Source organism: Saccharopolyspora cebuensis (genome assembly GCF_039542665.1).
Classification (GTDB): domain Bacteria; phylum Actinomycetota; class Actinomycetes; order Mycobacteriales; family Pseudonocardiaceae; genus Saccharopolyspora; species Saccharopolyspora cebuensis.
Genome location: NZ_BAABII010000009.1, coordinates 67,242 through 85,349, shown reverse-complemented (window position 1 = coordinate 85,349; position 18,108 = coordinate 67,242). Strand labels below are relative to the sequence as shown.

General features: G+C 72.4%; 19 protein-coding genes, 1 pseudogene and 1 riboswitch. Of the genes and pseudogenes, 8 read left to right on the top strand and 12 right to left on the bottom strand.

Annotation, left to right across the window (positions count from 1 at the left end):
* Nucleotides 1-33: 33 nt before the first annotated feature.
* The 6 genes and pseudogenes from ABD976_RS14450 to ABD976_RS14425 form a co-directional block, all read right to left on the bottom strand.
* Nucleotides 34-225, bottom strand: coding sequence for a CDGSH iron-sulfur domain-containing protein (locus ABD976_RS14450; protein ID WP_345363258.1), 192 nt, complete (start codon nucleotides 223-225; stop codon nucleotides 34-36).
* 67 nt (nucleotides 226-292) lie between these two features.
* A complete protein-coding gene (locus ABD976_RS14445; RefSeq protein WP_345363206.1) occupies nucleotides 293-952 on the bottom strand; it encodes a HemK2/MTQ2 family protein methyltransferase in 660 nt (219 codons plus the stop codon).
* A gap of 47 nt (nucleotides 953-999) precedes the next feature.
* Nucleotides 1,000-1,704, bottom strand: a complete 705-nt coding sequence (locus ABD976_RS14440) for a GAF and ANTAR domain-containing protein (RefSeq protein ID WP_345363204.1) — start codon at nucleotides 1,702-1,704, stop codon at nucleotides 1,000-1,002.
* Between the two features lie 325 nt (nucleotides 1,705-2,029).
* Nucleotides 2,030-2,968 carry an NADP-dependent oxidoreductase gene (locus ABD976_RS14435; RefSeq protein WP_345363256.1) on the bottom strand — a complete coding sequence of 313 codons (939 nt, stop codon included), beginning with the start codon at nucleotides 2,966-2,968 and terminating at the stop codon, nucleotides 2,030-2,032.
* 59 nt (nucleotides 2,969-3,027) lie between these two features.
* Nucleotides 3,028-4,218 carry a cytochrome P450 gene (locus tag ABD976_RS14430; protein WP_345363202.1) on the bottom strand — a complete coding sequence of 397 codons (1,191 nt, stop codon included), beginning with the start codon at nucleotides 4,216-4,218 and terminating at the stop codon, nucleotides 3,028-3,030.
* Nucleotides 4,219-4,547: 329 nt separating this feature from the next.
* Nucleotides 4,548-4,739 (bottom strand): annotated as a pseudogene (locus tag ABD976_RS14425) (NAD(P)-dependent oxidoreductase); the annotation flags it as partial.
* Between ABD976_RS14425 and ABD976_RS14420 the strand changes: the two are divergent.
* The 3 genes from ABD976_RS14420 to ABD976_RS14410 all read left to right on the top strand — a co-directional run bounded on the left by ABD976_RS14420 (nucleotide 4,713) and on the right by ABD976_RS14410 (nucleotide 6,488).
* Nucleotides 4,713-4,964 carry a hypothetical protein gene (locus tag ABD976_RS14420; protein ID WP_345363200.1) on the top strand — a complete coding sequence of 84 codons (252 nt, stop codon included), beginning with the start codon at nucleotides 4,713-4,715 and terminating at the stop codon, nucleotides 4,962-4,964. The pseudogene ABD976_RS14425 and the gene ABD976_RS14420 overlap by 27 nt on opposite strands.
* A complete protein-coding gene (locus tag ABD976_RS14415; protein WP_345363198.1) occupies nucleotides 4,961-5,188 on the top strand; it encodes a hypothetical protein in 228 nt (75 codons plus the stop codon). The genes ABD976_RS14420 and ABD976_RS14415 overlap by 4 nt, the downstream gene beginning before the upstream one ends.
* Before the next feature lie 805 nt (nucleotides 5,189-5,993).
* Nucleotides 5,994-6,488 carry a helix-turn-helix domain-containing protein gene (locus tag ABD976_RS14410; protein ID WP_345363196.1) on the top strand — a complete coding sequence of 165 codons (495 nt, stop codon included), beginning with the start codon at nucleotides 5,994-5,996 and terminating at the stop codon, nucleotides 6,486-6,488.
* Here the strand turns inward: ABD976_RS14410 and ABD976_RS14405 are convergent.
* Complete coding sequence (locus ABD976_RS14405) at nucleotides 6,466-7,092, bottom strand: DUF4145 domain-containing protein (RefSeq protein WP_345363194.1); 627 nt, start codon at nucleotides 7,090-7,092, stop codon at nucleotides 6,466-6,468. The two genes, ABD976_RS14410 and ABD976_RS14405, sit on opposite strands and share 23 nt — an antisense overlap.
* Nucleotides 7,093-7,187: 95 nt before the next feature.
* Here ABD976_RS14405 and ABD976_RS14400 point away from each other — a divergent pair, with 95 nt between their 5' ends.
* Together ABD976_RS14400 and ABD976_RS14395 are read left to right on the top strand one after the other, a co-directional pair.
* On the top strand, nucleotides 7,188-7,964 hold the full coding sequence (locus ABD976_RS14400) for a phage terminase large subunit (protein ID WP_345363192.1): 777 nt from the start codon (nucleotides 7,188-7,190) through the stop codon (nucleotides 7,962-7,964).
* Nucleotides 7,904-8,539, top strand: coding sequence for a hypothetical protein (locus ABD976_RS14395; protein ID WP_345363190.1), 636 nt, complete (start codon nucleotides 7,904-7,906; stop codon nucleotides 8,537-8,539). The genes ABD976_RS14400 and ABD976_RS14395 overlap by 61 nt, the downstream gene beginning before the upstream one ends.
* Here the strand turns inward: ABD976_RS14395 and ABD976_RS14390 are convergent.
* The gene (locus tag ABD976_RS14390; RefSeq protein WP_345363187.1) at nucleotides 8,423-9,229 is read right to left on the bottom strand and encodes a hypothetical protein; all 807 of its coding nucleotides are present in this window, start codon (nucleotides 9,227-9,229) and stop codon (nucleotides 8,423-8,425) included. The genes ABD976_RS14395 and ABD976_RS14390 overlap by 117 nt on opposite strands.
* A gap of 270 nt (nucleotides 9,230-9,499) precedes the next feature.
* On the opposite strand from ABD976_RS14390, the gene ABD976_RS14385 reads away from it, so the two are divergent.
* Nucleotides 9,500-10,810: a hypothetical protein gene (locus tag ABD976_RS14385; protein ID WP_345363185.1), complete on the top strand. Its 1,311-nt coding sequence runs from the start codon at nucleotides 9,500-9,502 to the stop codon at nucleotides 10,808-10,810.
* A gap of 20 nt (nucleotides 10,811-10,830) precedes the next feature.
* On the opposite strand, the gene ABD976_RS14380 is transcribed toward ABD976_RS14385, so the two are convergent.
* Nucleotides 10,831-11,007, bottom strand: coding sequence for a hypothetical protein (locus ABD976_RS14380; protein WP_345363183.1), 177 nt, complete (start codon nucleotides 11,005-11,007; stop codon nucleotides 10,831-10,833).
* Between the two features lie 113 nt (nucleotides 11,008-11,120).
* Here ABD976_RS14380 and ABD976_RS14375 point away from each other — a divergent pair, with 113 nt between their 5' ends.
* A complete protein-coding gene (locus tag ABD976_RS14375) occupies nucleotides 11,121-12,641 on the top strand; it encodes a phage minor capsid protein (protein WP_345363181.1) in 1,521 nt (506 codons plus the stop codon).
* Between the two features lie 887 nt (nucleotides 12,642-13,528).
* Here the strand turns inward: ABD976_RS14375 and ABD976_RS14370 are convergent.
* The 3 genes from ABD976_RS14370 to ABD976_RS14360 all read right to left on the bottom strand — a co-directional run bounded on the left by ABD976_RS14370 (nucleotide 13,529) and on the right by ABD976_RS14360 (nucleotide 16,638).
* On the bottom strand, nucleotides 13,529-14,575 hold the full coding sequence (locus tag ABD976_RS14370) for a baeRF2 domain-containing protein (RefSeq protein WP_345363179.1): 1,047 nt from the start codon (nucleotides 14,573-14,575) through the stop codon (nucleotides 13,529-13,531).
* A gap of 91 nt (nucleotides 14,576-14,666) precedes the next feature.
* A complete protein-coding gene (locus ABD976_RS14365) occupies nucleotides 14,667-15,527 on the bottom strand; it encodes an alpha/beta fold hydrolase (RefSeq protein WP_345363177.1) in 861 nt (286 codons plus the stop codon).
* Between the two features lie 97 nt (nucleotides 15,528-15,624).
* Complete coding sequence (locus ABD976_RS14360; protein WP_345363175.1) at nucleotides 15,625-16,638, bottom strand: LacI family DNA-binding transcriptional regulator; 1,014 nt, start codon at nucleotides 16,636-16,638, stop codon at nucleotides 15,625-15,627.
* Between the two features lie 112 nt (nucleotides 16,639-16,750).
* Here ABD976_RS14360 and ABD976_RS14355 point away from each other — a divergent pair, with 112 nt between their 5' ends.
* On the top strand, nucleotides 16,751-17,530 hold the full coding sequence (locus tag ABD976_RS14355) for an arylamine N-acetyltransferase family protein (RefSeq protein ID WP_369774759.1): 780 nt from the start codon (nucleotides 16,751-16,753) through the stop codon (nucleotides 17,528-17,530).
* Between the two features lie 261 nt (nucleotides 17,531-17,791).
* Nucleotides 17,792-18,036, top strand: a riboswitch (cobalamin riboswitch).
* Nucleotides 18,037-18,108 lie beyond the last annotated feature (72 nt).

The following is an 18,108-nucleotide window of genomic DNA, read 5'->3' as shown; positions in this document are numbered from 1 at the left end:
CGAACCCGCCCGCGGGGCCGGCGCGGCAGCCGCTCAGTCCTCGGGACCGCGGCGGCTCCGGCCGGCGCCGCGCCGGTGGCTGGTGTCGCAGAACGGGTAGCGGCGGCTGCGGCGGCACGCGCACACCGCGACCACGACCCGGTCCGAGGTCACCGCGGTGCCGTCGTCGCAGACCAGTTCCACGGGGCCTTCGACGAGGACCGGTCCACCGCGCACGAGCGTCACCCGGCGCCGGTCCCGGCCACCCGGTCCGCCGCGGTCGTCGGGCCACCGGTCGTCGGGCCACCGGTCGTCAGTCGGCCGGGCGCTCACCGCGCACCACCACCAATTCCTCCTCCCGCTGTCCGGGCGCGATCAGCCCCCGGTCCTCCAGCAGCGCGGTCCGGCCGCGCAGCACCGGGCCGAACTCCTGCCTGCGGCGGGCCACCACCGAGGCGGCCAGCCTGCTCCCGCGCAACCGGCGCAGCGTGGTGTCCACATCGGACAGCGCGGAGTGGACCAGCAGCAGCGTGCCCCTCGGGTGCAGCAGCGCCGGGGCCAGCGCGCAGAGCCGGTCCAGCAGCGCCCGCCCGTCGCGCCCGGCATCCCACGCCCGCGCCCGCCCGCGCGTCGGCACGGTCGGCTCCGGAGCGGGGACGTAGGGCGGGTTGGACACGATCACGTCGAAGCGTTCCAGCAGCTCGTGGCGGAGCACGTCGGTCCGCGCCACCCGCACCGGCAGGCCGCGCAGCGCCGTGTTCAGCCGGGCGGCGAGCACCGCACGGCGGGAGACGTCGACCGCCAGCACCCGACCCGCCCCGGCCCGCGCCGCCGCGATGGCCAGCGCGCCCGTCCCGGTGCCCACGTCGAGCACCGCGCTCCCCGGGCGCAGACCCGCGTCGAGCAGGGCTTCGGCCAACAACCCGGTGTCGCCCTGCGGGCGGTAGACACCGGGCAAGCGCACCAGTCGCACACCACCGGTTACCGCACCGGGCAGCGCGGAAAACCCGCACCCGCCGGTCATCCCGACGGCGGGTCGCCGACGCCGCGCAGGTGCTCCTCCACCAGCATCCGGGCCACCTCGGCGAGCCGCCGGTTGGTGTCCTGGGAAGCCGTGACCAGCAAGCGGAACGCCGCGTCCGGGCCGATGCCCTCGCGCGCCATCAGCAGCCCCTTGGCCTGGCCGATCACGTCGCGGGTGGCCACCGCCCGGTTGAGCTGGTCATCGCGCCGCTTGACCGTCAGCGCCATCGCGGCGTGGGTGGCGAACAGCTCGCCGACGCCCAGCGCGGCCGGGTCGATGGCCGCGCCCAGCGCGTAGAGGTTCAGCGCGCCGAGCGTCTCGGCGCCGGCGTGGAGCTGGACGGACACCATGCTGCGCACGCCCCGCTCGACGGCCTTCGGCGCGAAGGCGGGCCAGCGGCGCTCGCTGGCCATGTCCGCGACGTAGACGGCGCCCCGGGTCCGGATCGCCTGCGCGCACGGCCCTTCGCCGAGTTCGGACTGGAGCCGGTCGCAGTGGGCGACGAGCTCGTGCGTGGCGGCCTTCGGGACGAACCGGCGGCGCTCCACCCAGCTGATGCCGGCGTGGTCGACGCCCGGCACGGTGCGCACGGCGGTGTCGGTGATCGCGCGCAGGGTCGCGTCGACGTCCTGTTCGGCGTCGAAGCGCCGCGCCGCCGCGCTCAGCGCTCGTGCGAGTTCGTAGCCGGTCTCGTTCCTCATCCCGCGTCTCCTCGTAGCCCCTCGGGCTCCGGGACGCAGATCCCAAAGCTTGCGGGGTACCAGCGCGGCTAGGTCCTCAACCGGCGTACCGACTCAGAGTAACAAAGGCGTTTTTCCCTCACTCGGAGGGGATCATGATCGGCGCTCGCGGGGGCGGCGGGATCCGTCCCCTGTGCACAGCGGCGCACCACCGCGGACGAGGTCGGCGCTCCCGCCGCGACGCCTCTCGTCACGGTGACGTCACCGGCCGCCACCTCCGGGCCACCGTCCGCAGTGGACCGGTCGGTCCCACCGCACCGAGCGGCGCGGGGGGACCGACCGGACCTCAGAACTCCAGCACGAGGCGGCCCCGGGTGCCCCCCGCCGCCAGCGTCCGGTGCGCCTCGGCCGCCTGCTCGGCGGGGAAGGTCCGGGCGACCCGCAGCGTCAGCGTGCCGTCCTCGACCTGCGCGCGCAGCCGGTCGAGCAGCTCCCGCTCCTCGGCGTAGTCCACCACCAGCACCGGGTGCAGGGCGATGCCCCGCTCCGCCTCGCCGCGCCAGAACCGCACCGTGGCCACCGCTCCGCCGTCGCGGACCGCGGGGAGCACCAGCTCGTTCTGCACCGCGCCGTCGGCGACCGCGTCCACCCCGTCGGGTTCCACCTCGCGGATGCGCTCGGCGACGTCGTCGCCCCGGGGGACCACCACGTCGGCACCGAGCTCGCGGACCAGCTCCTCGTCCTTCGGGGCCGCGTCGGCGATCACCCGCAGGCCCTCGGCCTTGGCGAGCTGGATGACGTACCCGCCGAACGCACCGGCCGCACCGGTCACCGCGAGCACCTGGCCCGGGCGCAGGGCCAGCAGGTCGAGCGCGCGGCGGGCGGTCAGGCCGTTCATCGGCAGCGTCGAGGCGGCGACGTCGTCGGCCCCGGCGGGCACCCGCACCACGGAGCCGGCGGGCAGCACCAGGCTCTCCGCGTACCCGCCGTGGGAGCCCGAGGGCACCACGATCGCCATCACGTGCTCGCCGACCGCCAGGTCCGTGCTCGTCCCCTCGCCGATCTCGTCGAGCACTCCCGCGACGTCCATGCCCGGCACGTACGGCGGTTCCTGCTCCTGCTGCGCCTTCTTCCGGTCCCCGCTGGCGACGTAGGTGTCGGTCGGGTTGACCGCGGCCGCGCGCACCCGCACCCGCACCTCGCCCGGACCGGCGTGCCGCTCCGGGACCTCGACGACGCGCAGCGCTTCCGGTCCGCCGTACTCGGTGGCTCCCACAACTCGCATGTCCACCAGCAACACCGCCCCCGGCAGCGCTATTCCCGCCCCGGCACCGATGCGCGTGCTCAGTGCGAGTGGGATCCGCCCAAGTGCACCAGCACGCTGCTGAAGTCGTTGCCGATGTAGGACGGGCGCCGGGGCGGCACGCCGGTCGGTTCGGCCAGCGCCAGGTCGGGAAACCGGTCGAACAGCCTCGGCAGCGCCACCTCGGCCTGCATCCGGGCGAGCGGGGCGCCCAGGCACCGGTGCACGCCGTGGCCGAACGCCAGGTGCGCCTTGTCCCCCCGGTCCACCGCGAAGCGCGCCGGTTCCGGGTGCACCGCCGGATCGCGGCCGGGCACCCCGTAGCCGATCAGGACCGGCTCGCCCGCCGCGATCACCACCCCGTCGCCGAGGTCGACGTCGGCCGTCGCGTAGCGCAGCGGCAGGTGCACGATCGGCGGGTGCAGCCGCAGCACCTCGTCCACCACGTCCGGCCACCGGTCGGCCGTGCGGACCTCCTCCAACTGCGCCGGGTCGCGCAGCAGCTCGTAGACGGCGTGGTCGAGCAGCGAGACGACGGTGCCGCTGCCCGCCCCGACCAGCAGCGCCAGGACGCCGAGCAGCTCGGTGTCGGTGAGCCGGTCGACGTGCAGCAGCGCGCTCGTCAGGTCGTCCCCGGGGCGCTCGCGCTTGCTGCGGACCAACGCGCGCAGGGCGTCGAGCAGCTCCTCCCGCTTGGGCACCCGGCCCGCACCCGCGTCGAGCACGTCGTCCAGCGCACCCCGCAGCTCCGCGCGGAGCGCGTCGGGCACGCCGAGCAGCGCGCAGATCACCCGCGAAGGCAGCAGCGCGGCGAAGGAGGCGCGGAAGTCCACCGCCCCGCCGGTGCGCCCGTTGGCCATGTTCTCCAGGAGGCAGTCGACCAGCGCCGCCACCTCGGGACGCAACGCGGCGATGCGGTCGGCGGTGAAGGCCTCGCGGACCAGCGCGGCCAGCCGCTCGTGGCGCACCCCGTCGACCGGCTCCGGTTCCGCCACCCGGACCGCCGGGAACAACCACGGCCACTCCCCCGGGCGCGCGCCCGGCAGGCTCCACCGCGCGTCCTTGACGATCACCGGATCGGCCAGCAGGCGGGTGATCACCTCGCCGCGGGTGACCGACCAGACCTCACCGCCCTCCGGCAACCGCACCCGGACCGCCGGACCCGCCGCCCGCAACGCGTCCGCCTGCTGGTGGATCCGCGCGCCGTCGAGCACCTCCGGAACCTCCGCCATGACAGCCCTCCCCGCGTGCCACCGCCCTCTCCCGGGTCGCCGCCGGACCGGGCCCCCCGCGCACCGCCGGAACCGTGATCGACGCAATCTTGGTAGCACGGCCGAGGACCGCCGCCATAGAGCGGATCAGGTCCAACCCGGCCGCCGAGCGAGTGAACGCCGCGGGACCAGGCCACGACGACGAAGTCCTCGGGGAGCGGTTCGCCGCGCAGGTGGGCGTCGAGCACCTCGCGAACACCGGCGGTGATGCGCTGCTGCGCCATGCCCGAGCGGTGGATCGTCATCGCGTGCCGGGGCATGGTGCGCCACAGGTGGTCGGCAGGCGCCGACTGCGGGTACCACGTGTCGCCCGCGTAGCCGCCCAGGTACCCGCTCGTCACGGACTCCACCAGCGCGTCCCGATCCACGATCGCCCCGCGCGCGGTGTTCACCAGCCAGGCCCCCGGTTTCATCGCGGCCAGCCGTTCCGGGCCGATCAACGCCTGGCTGCCGGGTTGCAGCGGCAACGCCAGCTGGAGCACGCCGCCGAGCACCTCCGCCGCACTACCCGGGCCGGGTTCGCCGCCCACTCCGCCGGGTCTGGCCTGGCCCCGCCCGACTGGTACGTCGCGATCGCCGGCGACTATCAGGTCGAGCGCGCTCTCGCCGCCGTGCTCGCCGAGATCCTCGACGGCGCCAGCATCACCGACCCGTACGCCGAGGCAACCCGCCGCCTCACCGACCAGACCAGGAGCGCCGACCCGTGACCCGCCCGCCCATCGTCCGCCGCACCGGTGACCGGCTACTCGTCGACCGCGCCAGCCTCGCGAAGCTGACCGGCCGCTCGGCGCGCACCATCCGCGGGGCCTGCCCCGTCGCAGCGCGGGACCGGTCCGGCCGACCGCTGTACGACGCCGAGCAGTGCGGGCAAATCCTCGCCGCCACCCGCCGCCGTCACCCGAGGTTGACAGACGCCGGGCTCGGCGTCTAAGGCCACCTTTCAGCGGGCACCGCTGTGCCCACATCACCCCCGGAGCCAACGGCCCGGGGGTTTCGTGCGTTCCGGGGCAGGACCACCGCGCGCGTCCCACCAACCCACACTGACGACGGAGACCGGACCGGCCCACGAACGCACGAACCCGCAGATCGGCAGCCGCACCAAATCAGGTTGGGCTTGACTCCTAGCCAGGAAAATAGACAAGCCCAACATGACTCTTTGCCTCTTGGTGAGCTACCCTGTCCTCGCCCTTCTTAGTCAAGTCATGCACGGCTTGACTAGGTACGGAGGTGAACGAGACGCCGGCCGGAACCGAGTGCGGCAACACTCCCGACCGACGCCCCGTTTGGTTAGCTGGCTATACGGCTATCTGGCTATCTGGTGGTTAGCCCAGGGGCATCGTCCCCTGGGCGACCGTCCAGCACACCGCCAGCGCCAGGCTGGCTAGCCACGCGAACGCCGCCCTCTTGGTCCTCTGCTGTTCGCGGTAGGCGCTAGCCACCGCAGCGGCCAGCGCGTTCACCATGTACGTGTCAGGCACCTGACTATCCTCCAGTTCACTGTGATGGACGGCATCATCGTAGCCGGTCCGTGCACACATGACTCACGCAGGTTTCAAAGTCCAAAATGGACAATACATGACTTCTGACCTGCGACAACTTTGCGTGTGGTGTGTGTTGTTCGCAAGGAAGCACCCTCGGAACATCTGCTCCGCACGCCCTACCTGCACTTTCCGCCCGCGCGTAGTACTACCGGAGAACTGAGTAACGCCCGAAGGAGCTCGCTCGGGAGGTGAGGGATGGCCGCCGCCCGCCCACTGACCGCCAACGAGCGCGACCGCATCCGCGAGATGCACGCCACCGGCGCCACCCGCAACACCATCGCCACCGCCCTCGGCCGATCGCCTTCGACGGTCTCGACCGCCGCCCGCGCGATGGACTTGTCCTTCGACCGGACCGCGACCGCCGCCGCCACGCAGGCCAGGACCCGCGACTACGCCGCCCGCCGCGCCGCGCTCCTCGGGCGCATGTACGGGCGCAGCGAGCACATCGTCGACCGGCTCGACGCACCCACCTACAAGCACACAGCGACGACCGTCAACGGGATCGAGACCGCCGAACTGGATCACGTACCTGCCGAAGCCGAGCGGCACCTTTCCGGCGCGCTGTCCGGGTACCTCACCGCCGCGGCGAAGCTCGAAGCGATCGACGCGGGCAACAAGTCTGAGGGTGCCCAGTCGATGCTCGGCAACCTCGCCGAAGCCCTCGGGATCACTGAGCGGGCCGCTCAGTAGCTTTCTCGTTTTTCCTGGCAACCCTCGCAGCCTTGCGCCGAGCAGTACGCGCCGGCGATTGGAACACCTCGTCTAGGACTTCCTCCATCAGTCCGAGGGTTTCCGTGGCCTCTTCCTCGTCAACGGGGGAAACGAAGTCGCCATGGGCCATCTCGTTGCCAAGATGACGAACCTCATGAGCAGCATCGCGGATGTCTAGACGGATCAGTCCACGATCATGCAGCGTGTTGATCTTCACTTCGAGCGTTCCTGTCATGATGCCCTGCGCTTTGGCGGTCGCCTCGACGACAGCGCGAGCGAGCGACACAGCAGCCCTGTAGGCGCCGATGCTCAGGCATTTCTGCGCTTCACTCGCAGCAGCCGCGATGTGTTCAGGGACATCTTCGTACTCCTTGCCGACCCCGACGAGCGGCCACCACGACAGTTGCCCGTTTAGTTCGTGTAACCGCTCGGCAACCTGGTACACGTTGGAAGGCGAGCTGTCGCTTCGGGCACCAAGCCAGGCGATGCTGAGCTTGCCGCAGCAGTCGCCGGTGTAGGAGTTCATCAAGAGCTTTTCGTCATACAGGCGGTTCAACAGGCGCGGCGTGTCATTCGACCGCATGTTCGAAAGTCGTCCGCACCAACCACACGTTGTACTCGGCATACGTTGATCGTCGTACGGTGCTCGTTCTGCGTTACCGCGGGGAAGGCGGGTAGATGATCGACACTTTGCCGCTTTCGGCCTGTCAGCTCGAGAGCCTGCGCGGGTCGACCTCGTGCGTCTCGATCTGGTCCGGCGCGATCCGCAGCGGGAAGACCATCGCATCGCTACTCCGGTGGCAGATCTACGTCGCGAACGCGCCCCGCGGTGGGCAACTCGTCGTAGTCGGCCGCACCAGGGACAGCGCGGCCCGGAACGTGTTCGCGCCGCTGCAAGGCCCGTCGTTGTTCGGCCACCTGGCGGACCAGGTCCACTACACCAGCGGCGCCCCCACCGCGACCATCCTCGGCCGCACCGTCTACGTCCTCGGCGCATCCGACAGCAAGGCCGAGAAGGTGCTTCGCGGCCTCACGTGCGCGGGCGCGTACGTCGATGAGGCCACCGTCGTGGCAGAGGACTTCTGGACGCAGCTACTCGGCCGCATGAGCGTTCCCGGCGCCCAGTTGTTCGCGACGACCAACCCGGATTCGCCCGCGCACTGGCTGAAGCGCAAGTACCTCGACAGGCTCGACAGCCTGCCGGACTGGCGATCGTTCGCCTTCACCCTCGACGAGAACCCCGCCCTCTCCACCGAGTACAAGGCCAGTATCAAGGCCGAGTTCACCGGCCTGTGGTACCGCGCTTCATCCGCGGGGAATGGGTGGCGGCCGAGGGCGCCGTCTACGACATGTGGTCACCTGAGCACGTCGTTCCGTGGGACGACCTCCCGGACATGGCGAGGGTGCTCGCGGTCGGCGTCGACTACGGGACGACCAACGCGAGCGCCGCGGTAATGCTTCGCGAGGGTGTCGACCGGCGGCTGTACCTGCTCGACGAGTGGCGCCACGATCCCGCCCATGCTCAGCACCGGCTCACCGACGCCCAGCTCTCCGCCAGGCTCCGCGCATGGCTGGACGCTGAGCACCACCCGCGACAGCAGGGGCTACGGCCGCAGTGGATCGTCGCCGACCCCGCCGCCGCCTCGTTCCGGGTGCAGCTCCACCAGGATCACGTGGTCACGCAGGCCGCAGACAACGACGTCGCGTACGGAATCCGCACGGTGGCGAGCCTGCTCGGTGCCGGGCGGCTGCTCGTCTCCGACCGCTGCACGGGCTGGATCACCGAGGACCCGGGCTACTCGTGGGACGACACCGCCACCGAACGCGGCGAAGACCGCCCGGTGAAAACGGCCGACCACAGCCTCGATGCCGGGCGCTACGCCATCGCCACAACCGAAAACCTCTGGCGTCCGTCAGTGCCCATCGGGCGCCACAAGTTCGGTGAGGCGCGCGAAGTCGATCCACTCACCGTGGATTCGTGCGCCAGATCCGAGGAGGACATAGCCACGCAGCCGAGTCGGGAACCTTGAGGGATGCAGCATGCCGGTCTCGTGCATGGCATTTCCAAGCCCAGCAATGATCGTTTTTGGATCGGCAATCCACTTCGAGCTGGAGCACCCTTGAAGTTCCTTCTTCTCGCTGTCGCGCGGGAAGAGATATGCCCCTACGGCGCCACCCATATCCATATCTACCCCTACGGCATCGACTCCTGCTGAAGCAAACCCGTCATTCCTCACTGCCACGCAGAGGTAACGTGCTTCGACCGGCTCGCTGAACTCCGGCGGCGACGCAGTATCAAGAGGTGAGTACGTCGCGCTGCCGCGAACGACAGTAGTTTGCTCCAGCTCAATCATCACTGACATTTGAGTGTAGATCTCAGCGAGTTCACGGGCCGTGAGCCAATCCCCGGCCCCCTCCAAGACCTGCGCACTCTTCCACGACAGAAGCTCGGTCGTCGGGTACGCATCAGGGTTGCGGTCAACCTCGCGGTGACAGCCCACACAGAGCAAGAAGACATTCTTCTCACAGTCAATCCAGTCAACTGGATAGCACTCGTCGTACCTAGGTCCGAATTTCTTTCCTGATCGGATGTGCGCCATTTGCACGTTTACAGCCAAATGGTCACCTTTCCTGACCACAGGCTCGGGGCACTTGGGGTTAGCACAGGTACGAGCTCGATTGAACAGCTGCTTGATCAGCTCTCGGGAAAGAGTGGCCACGCGCGGAGTGTACTCGCTCATTTACGAAGGGTTAAAGGTGACCTCGATGGTGAACTGGCCGCCCGTCCCGTTCGACCGCGCCCAGCGCCGCATGGCCGAATGGGACGCCTGGTACACCGGCGACGCCGAGCAGCTCGCCGACACCTACACCCGCGCCGTGCCGCGTGACCGGCCGTCGCAGTACCGCGGCGGCCTGGTCGGCAGCGTCGCGCGATTTTCTGGGGCCGCCCGCAGTCGCCGAGCCAGCGCCCGGCGCGGCTGCACGTGGGGTTGGCGAGCGATAACGCCACCGCATCAGCCGATCTCCTCTTCGGCGAGCCGCCCCGGATCACCGTCACCGACCCGGCGGCACAAACCCGGCTCGACGAGATCACCCACTCCCCCACCGTCCACAGTGCCCTGCTCGAAGGGGCCGAGGTCGCCGCCGCGCTGGGCGGGGCCTACCTGCAGGTGGTGTGGGACCGCGACATCGCCCCGCACCCCATGCTCGACGGGGTCCACGCCGACGCCGCCGTACCCGAGTGGCGGTGGTCGACGCTGGCGGCCGTGACGTGCTGGTCGACCGTCGAGGACGACGGGTCGCGCGTGCTGCGCCACCTCGAACGCCACGAACCCGGCCGCATCATCCACACGCTGCACGCGGGTACCGCCGACGACCTCGGGCGCCCTGTGCCGCTCACCGACCACCCCGCGACCGAATGGGCCGCCGCCCTGGTCGACGCCGACAGCAGCATCCCCACCGGCACCCGCCGCCTCACCGCCGCCTACGTCCCCAACGTCCGCCCGTCCCGCGCGTGGCGCGGCGTGCGCGAGCTGGCCCCGCTCGGGCGCTCCGACTTCGACGGGGTCGAGCCGCTGCTCGACGCCCTCGACGAGACATATCCGAGCTGGATGCGCGACGTTCGGCTCGCCGAGGCCCGGCTCATCGCCCCTAGCGGGTACCTCACGCCGCACGGCCCCGGGCAAGGCGCGTCGTGGGATGACGACCAAGAGGTCTTTACCGAGTTCAACGCGCTGACCAAGGGGACCGGCGGCACGGAGATCACCGCTACGCAGTTCGCGATCCGCGTGCAGGAACACCAGCAGACCGCGGCAGAGCTGGTGCGCGCCGCGCTGCGGTCCGCCGGGATCTCGCCGTCGACGCTCGGCGAGCAGGAGCCGGGCGCTGCGGCGATGACCGCGACGGAGGTCGCCGACCGGCAGCAGGCCAGCACCCGGACGCGCGCCAAGAAGGCGCTCCACTGGTCGGCTGGGCTGTCCGCGATTGCGGGGGCGCTGCTCGACGTCGACCGGCTGATCGCCGGAGGCCCCGGACTCGCCCCGGGCGACCGGGCGGTCGTCGAGTCCCCGCCCCGGTCCCAGCCCGACCCGCAGACCCTCGCCGCCACCGCCGAGATGCTGCACCGCGCCGAGACCGCCAGCACCGAGACCCGAGTGCGCATGGTGCATCCCGACTGTGACGACGACCAGGTCGACGCCGAGGTCGACCGCATCCGCGACGAGTCCGGCGTCGTCGACCCGGACCCGGCCGCGATACTGCGGGACGCTGCGGCAGGCACCTCCGCGCCCCGACCGGAATAGGCCGGGACGCGCAGGCTCAGCTAACGCACGTCGATGCGGCGGGGGTTCACCGAGCGAGTCGGCACCGGTGACCGGTGCGCGCGCGCCAGCGCTTCGGCCGCGACCTTCAGGTCCTTCGATCCTCCCTTGTCGTAGACGTGACGGAGGAACCGAAGCTTGAGCGCGAGAGACAGCACGCTCAAGGCGGGAACGGACATCAGCAGTAGATAACCAGTGGTAGCCACCCCCGCCCGTGGCCACTGCCCGGCCTGCTCGTGCCCTGCTCCTGAAGGTACCGGCCCGCGTGCGATGGCATAAGGGGGGTGGCGCGATGCCGGTACCGCCCGAACAGATCGACCGCATCGCCGCCACCGTGGCGGACCTCTACCGCCCCGCCGAGACGCAGCTCGCCGCGACGATGGCCCGGCACCTCGCGGGCGACCTGGACAGCGACATGACCGCCCCGCAGTGGGCCGACCGCAAGCTGTCCGCCGTCCGGTCGCTGCGCGCGAGCGCCTCGGCGATCCTCGCGGCGTTGCAGTCCGACGCCGGGCGCGCCCTTCGGGAGGCGGTCGCCGACGCATTCCGGGCCGGGTGGCGAAGCGTGCTCGCCGAGTTGCCCGATCGACTATTCCCCCGATCCCAGCTCGGCGAGCGGGCACGCGCCGCCGCCGAGGATGTGCCCGGGTTCGCCGCGATCGAGGCGCTCGCGACCGCGGTTCACGCCGACGTCGGCGCCCGCAGCGCGAACGTGCTCGGGGACGTGGTCGACGGCTTTCGGGGTGTGGTCGCTGCCGCGAGCGCGGGCACGTCGACCGGGGCGCAGACCCGGCGGCAGGCCGCGCAGTCCGCCTTCCGGCGTCTCGTCGATCGTGGTCTCGCGTCGTTCGTCGACCGGTCGGGGCGCCGTCGGCAGCTCTCGTCGTACGTGGAGATGGCCACGCGCACCGTCGCCCAGCGCGCCGCGGTGCAGGGGCAAACCGATCGGCTCGACGCCGTAGACGTCCGGCTGGTGTACGTTTCGAACGCCTCGCAGGAATGCGCGCTCTGCCGCCCCTACGAAGGGCGTGTACTGCGCCTCGACGACGGCCCCACCGGCGAGATCGAGGTGCCGCACCAGATCAGCGACGAGCCGACCACGGTCGACGTCGTGGCCACCCTCGACGCCGCCCGCACCGCGGGGTTCCAGCACCCCAACTGCCGCCACTCCGTGTCTGCCTACCTTCAGGGCGTGATCCGGCTGCCCGAGCAGCCTACCGCGGACCCAAACGGCGACGAGGCACGGCAGCGGCAGCGCGCCATCGAGCGGCAGATCCGCAAGTACAAGACCCGGGCCGCCGCCGCGCTCGGCGACGAGGCGCGGAAGGCCGCCGGCCGCAAAGTGCGCGCCTGGCAGGCCGAGATGCGGCAGCACCTCGACGCGCACCCGAACTCAAGATATTGCGCTACCGGGAGCAGATCGGCGCGGGCAACCGCCCAACCAGCTCAACGACGGCGGCCGGTGAGGTGGCGCCACCCGCCGATGTGCCGCTCGACGGGCGACCGCGCGAAGCCCGCCCGCCAACCCGCAGGCAGTAACGAACCCGGCCCGGCCTCGATGACCTGTACGCCACGCGCCCGCGTGGCCGCAACAGGAAGGCCGTGCATGGAAGCAACAAACGACATTCCCCGCCGCGAGACTACGTGGGGCGAATTGACGGTGAGCGACGTCGTGATTCGACGACTCGGCGCCGCCCAAGTCGTCGAGGTCAACGACCTGGGCGCAGCGGTCTTCGTGACCTTCGCAGACGCCCCCGAACCGATCGGTAACCCACCCGATCATCCTGTCACGATCGTCGACAACGGCCGGTAGCTCCGGCCAGCACCACCCACAGCGACCCCCGACACCTGGTGTGCCGGGGGTCGTTGCTGTTCCCGCTCGGCCTGGCGCCGGGCCGACCCCGGAGACAACACCACCTGTGAGGACCAGCCCGACACCCCGGCCGAGACCACCGAGGCCGCCCCCGCGTCCGAGCCTCCGACCAACACCCCAGCCGGTCCCGACAGCGAGCACCAGGGCGACAGCGACGACCTCGCGCAGCTCGACCCCGCCCGGCTCGCCGCGATGGTGCGCGAGGCCCGCGCCGAGGCAGGCAAGGCGCGCACCAACGCCAAGCAGAGGGCCGCTGAGCAGGCCAAGCAGGACCTCGCCCAGCAGAGCGGTCGCGCCCTCGGCCTGGTCGCCGACGACGAGCCGACCGACCCGCGACGCTCGCCGAGCAGCTCACCGCCGAGCGCGACGCGCAGACCACCGTCGCAGCGAGGCGGCCGTCGAGCTCGCAGTCTGGAAGGCCGCCGCGAAGCACGGCGCGAACGCGCAGGCCCTCACCGACTCGCAGTCGTTCCTGGCCGCGCTCGACAAGCTCGACCCGACCGCCGCCGAGTTCGGCGCGAAGATCGCCGCGCGCTCGCGCAGGTGCTCGCCGACGTCGGCGCGGTCGGGGGCGGGGTGCTCGCCGGGCTCACCAGCGAAGCGGGAGCAGCCGCAACGGAGTTCGCCGCTTGTCCGCGAGGCCGCCACCAGCGGCCAGTTGCGGGGTGGATTCAGGACGTGCTCGACGTGTTGCGGCAACTCTGGACCATCGCCGGTAACGTCGCGGCGTCCCTCGGCGCGCTGTTTTCGGCGGTGCGATGTTCTCGGTGGCCGAGGCCAACCACCCCGCGCCGCTCCGCGCGGAAACGGCGCGGGGTGGTCGGGGATCAGCTCGGGGTCGTGGTGCTGACCGGGAACCGCAGCACCGCACCGACCCCGTCGGCCAGCCCGGTGCTCGCGGTGGTGAGCGCCACCTCGGCGTCGGTGCGGGCCGCCGCCTTCAGCAGCACCGCCTCCCGGGCCACCGGGGTGTCCGGTTCGAACAGCAGCGTCTCCACCGCACCCATCTCGGCGGCCTTCGCGACCTCCTCGTGGCCCTGCACCGCCCGGTCGTGGGCCAGGCCACCGGACCACCGGTCGTGCTGCTCGCGGGCGCTGCGATCGCTCTCCTCGCCCGCGATCCGCAGCAGTTCCTCGGTCAGCGCCTCCTCGGAGCCGTCGGCGCTCGCACCGCCCCGGCCGGTCTCCACGAGGCGGTCGCCGAGCTCGTCGGGCAGCTCCGCGCGCAGCGCCGTGCGGCCCTGCACCTCACCGGCGAGGACCACCACCCGCGGGCCGAACCGGTCGGCCACCTCGCGCACGCGCCGGGCGACGTCCTTGGCGTTCTGCCCGGCGGCCTCCTCGGCGCGGCGCTGGATGTGCCGGTGCGACAGGGCCCCGCCGCGGGGCTTGTGCACCCCTTCCACGGCGCCGCCCTCGACCCGCTCGACGTCGTGCTCGGCGGGCTCGGCGCGCTCGGAGACGACTTCCTGGCGCACCTGCGCCCCGTGCTGATCGCTGATCACGACCAGCTCGCGGACCGATCGGGCGGCCTCGCGGATGAACGCGCCCAGTTCGGGCAGCGTCGCCCAGTGCGCCTGGTCGCCGCTGCCCTGGGCGGCGTCCCAGTGCTCGTCGAGCACCACCTCGCCGTCCACGGCCACCAGCACCCGGCCGTTGGCCTGCTCCTCACCCGCGGCGCCCGGCTGGAGCCGCTGCTCCAGCGCCTCGACCGCGCCGGCCGCGGCACCCGCTTCCGCCAGGCGCTCGCGCAGTCCCCGCCAGCGCAACCGGATCTGCTCCCCGGCGTCCTCGCCCGGCGAACGGGCTTCCAGGTACACGGTGGCGAACGGTCCTTCGCGGTCGAACACCTGCCGCGCGGTGGACAAGCGCATCCATCCCACCTCCCGGGATCTCGGGTTCATGGGACGTCGTCCCATCGGCCACTGGGGTGCTCCTTACCCCGCGCCGGAGCAGGCCAAACCGCTACCGGACGAACCGGCGGACGAAGTCGAGGGACAGCCGCGCGACCGACTCCCACCCGGCGTCGATGGTCAGCGAGTGCCCCCGATCGGCGAGCTCGGCGAACTCGGTGATCCCCGGGTTGCGCCGCTGCCGCTCGTAGGTCGCCGCGGTGGTGGCCGGCGGCACCTGGTGGTCCCGGTGGCCGGAGACGATCAGCATCGGGCCGCGCTGCGGGGCGGCGCTGTCGGCCCGGGCCTCGGTGCGCGGGCTGAAGTTCGCCAGCACCGACTCGAACATCGGCGCCCCCGAGGCCGCCACGTGGTAGCGGTCGTAGAGCTCCCGGGCCTCCTCCTTGCTGATCGCGTTGGCGAAGCGGTAGCGGAACTGCCTGAAGCTCAGCATCACCGCCCGGCCGCGGTTGCCGGGTCTGCGCAGCACCGGCAGCGCCGACCGCAGCGCCGCGAACGGCATCGGGAGCACGCCGCGGGTCGGGACGGGGTCGATGACGACCGACGCCGTGGCGCCGCCGCGCCCGGCCAGGAGCTGCGCCAGCAGACCGCCGAGGGCGTGGCCGACGAGCGCGGGCGTCCGGTCCAGCCCGGCCACCACCCGTTCGTGGTACGCGGCGACGTCGGCGATCCCCTTGCGCGCGAAGGCGTCGGGATCGGTCCTGGCCTGCTCGACGGTCTCCGGGTCGTCCGGCCAGCCGGGGGTCAGCGCGGCGTAGCCGGCGTCCTCGAAGCAGTCCGCCCACGGCCGCCAGCTCTCCGCCAGCAGCCACATGCCGTGCAGGAAGACCACGGGCGGGCGACGGGACCGGTTGGCGCGGTCGATCTCGTCCTGCTCCCGCCGGGTCAGCTCGCGAACGGGGGTCACCGTCATGCGGCCGCCTCCTGCGATCGCGCCGGGATACGGGTCGGCTCGAGGCTAGGGACCCGGCGGAGCCGCTGAACAGGGACCGAAGACCCTGGTGCGGCGCTCAGGTGTCCCGGACGTGCAGCACCGCGGGCCACGGCCGGGCGGCCGCGTCGGGGTCCCACCGCCCCCGGATGGCCGCCAGCACGGCGCGCCCCAGGTCCGCCCCGGGGGCGTCCAGGTCGATCTCCGCCGAGGTCAGCCGGGGCCGCAGCATCTCGCAGAACGGAGCGTTGTCCGCCCCGACCAGCGCGAGGTCACCGGGGACCCGCACGCCCCGGTCCAGCAGGGCGCCCAGCAGCAGCCCGGCGTGGTCGTCGGTGCAGGCGAACACGCCGTCGGGCGGATCGTCCCCGGCGACGGTGCGGATCAGCCGATCGGCGGAGTCGCGGCGCAGCCCCATCCGCACCACCTCCAGCCGCATCCCGGTGCGGGCGGCCACCCGTTCGAACCCCGCCACCCGGTGCGCCACGAGCTGCCGGTCGCCCTTGGCCTTCGGCACCACCACGAGCACCCGGCGGCAGCCGCGCTCGGCGAGGTGCTCGGCGGCGACCTCGCCCAGCCGGGAGTCGTCGATGACCAGCGTCGGCACCGCCGGGACCGGTTGGGTCGCGATGCCGATCGGCACCACCCCCGCGCGGCGCAGCAGCTCGGCACCGCCCTTGGTGAACCGGTCGGCGTGGGCGATCACCGCCGCCGGTCGCAACGCCGCCCAGGACCGCGCCGCCGCCATCCCCTTCAGCTCGGTGTCGCGGTGCAGGACCATCGTGTAGCCCGCTTCGCCGAGCTCGACGGCGAGCCGGTCCAGCCCCGCGGTGGCCAGTCGCGCCAGGGTCATCCGCTCGCCGCCCAGGTGGCCGATGACCAGCTCGTGCCCGGTCGTCCGGCGACCGCCGGGCGGGACGTAGCCGAGCTCGCGGGCGACGGCCCGCACCTCGGCCCAGGTCTCGGGCCCGATCCGCTCGTCGACGAGCCCGTTGAGCACGTACGACACCGTCGCCCGGGACACCCCGGCCAGCGCCGCCACGTCGGCCGCGGTCGGCCCGGTCCGCTCGTCCTCTCGCCCGCCAGCCGTCATTCGTGCGATCCTCCCAGGTCCGGGGCGCGAGCACCGCCGTTCGCGGGATCATATCCCCCACCCGGCCGCCGAGGTCCACTATGGACACGAGGTGATGTGCCAGAATGGTCGCGTGGACGACGCCACCACCGAGCGGTACCTGGCCCGGATCGGGTTCGAGGAGGTCGGGCCGCCCGACGCGACGACCCTGCGCGCGCTCCAGCACCGGCACCTGACCTCGGTGCCGTTCGAGAACCTCGACATCCACCTCGGCGAGCTGGTCGAGCTGACCGAGGAGCACCTGGTCGACAAGATCGTGCGGCGCCGCCGGGGCGGCTTCTGCTACGAGCTCAACGGGCTGTTCGCGGCGCTGCTGACCGCGCTCGGGTACCGGGTGGAACTGCTCGCCGCGCGGGTCTTCGCCACCCCCGAGCAGCCGGGTCCGCCGATGGACCACCTGGCGCTGCGGGTCGACCTCGACGAGCCGTGGCTGGTCGACGTCGGCTTCGGCCGCAACCCCGTGCACCCGCTGCGGATGGCGAGCACCGCCGAGCAGCCCGACCCGGAAGGCTCGTTCGCCCTCCGCCCGGTCGACGCGGCCTCCGGCGACCTGGACCTGCTGCGCGACGGCGAGCCGCAGTACCGGCTGGAGCCCCGCCCCCGCGCGCTGCGGGACTTCGAGCCCACCTGCTGGTACCAGCAGACCTCGCCGCGCTCGCCGTTCACCCGCGGCCCGACCTGCTCGCTGCGCACCGGCGCGGGCCGGGTCACCCTCAGCGGAACGCGACTGGTCCGCACCGAGCACGGCGAGCGCACCGAGCGGACCCTCACCGAGGACGAGGCGCTGGCGACCTACCGCGAGGTGTTCGGGATGCCCCTCGACCGGCTCCCCGCCGACCCGGCGCAGCGCTGAGCGGACGCCCACTGCGGAGGGTCCCGTCCCCGGTGGACCGACGTGGCGGGCGTCCGCGCGAGGCGCCGGCCGCGGTGCTCGGTGACGCCGCGCGCCACCGGACCGTCCGGCTCGACGGCGGGCGGGCGCCCGCGCGACGGTGTGTCCGGGATCTCACCGCGGTGGCGCGGCGGGTCGAAAGGCGACGTCAACGGGCGCCGCGCCCGGTGCGCGGGGACCCTCGTGGCGGCGGGCGCCCTTGCCAACGCGAGGTCGGCGGCTAGCCTGATCCGTGCTGGTGGTTCGGCCGCCCCCACCCGACCGGGCGGGAGCGGCCGAGGCAAGAGGGAACCCGGTGCGAATCCGGGACTGCCCCGCAGCGGTGAACGGGAACCAACGCCGTCCCCGGTCCACGACCGGGATCAGCACTGGGCCACCAGGCCCGGGAAGCGACGGCCAGTAGGAATCCCCGGCGACGCCGGGAAGCGCCCGTGAGTCCGAAGACCTGCCACCGGTGCGCGCGCCGGAGCGGTGCGCGCTGTTCGAGGCCCCGCGGGAGGGCCTGCCGGACGACGCCCGCGCGGCAGCTCGTCGCGCCG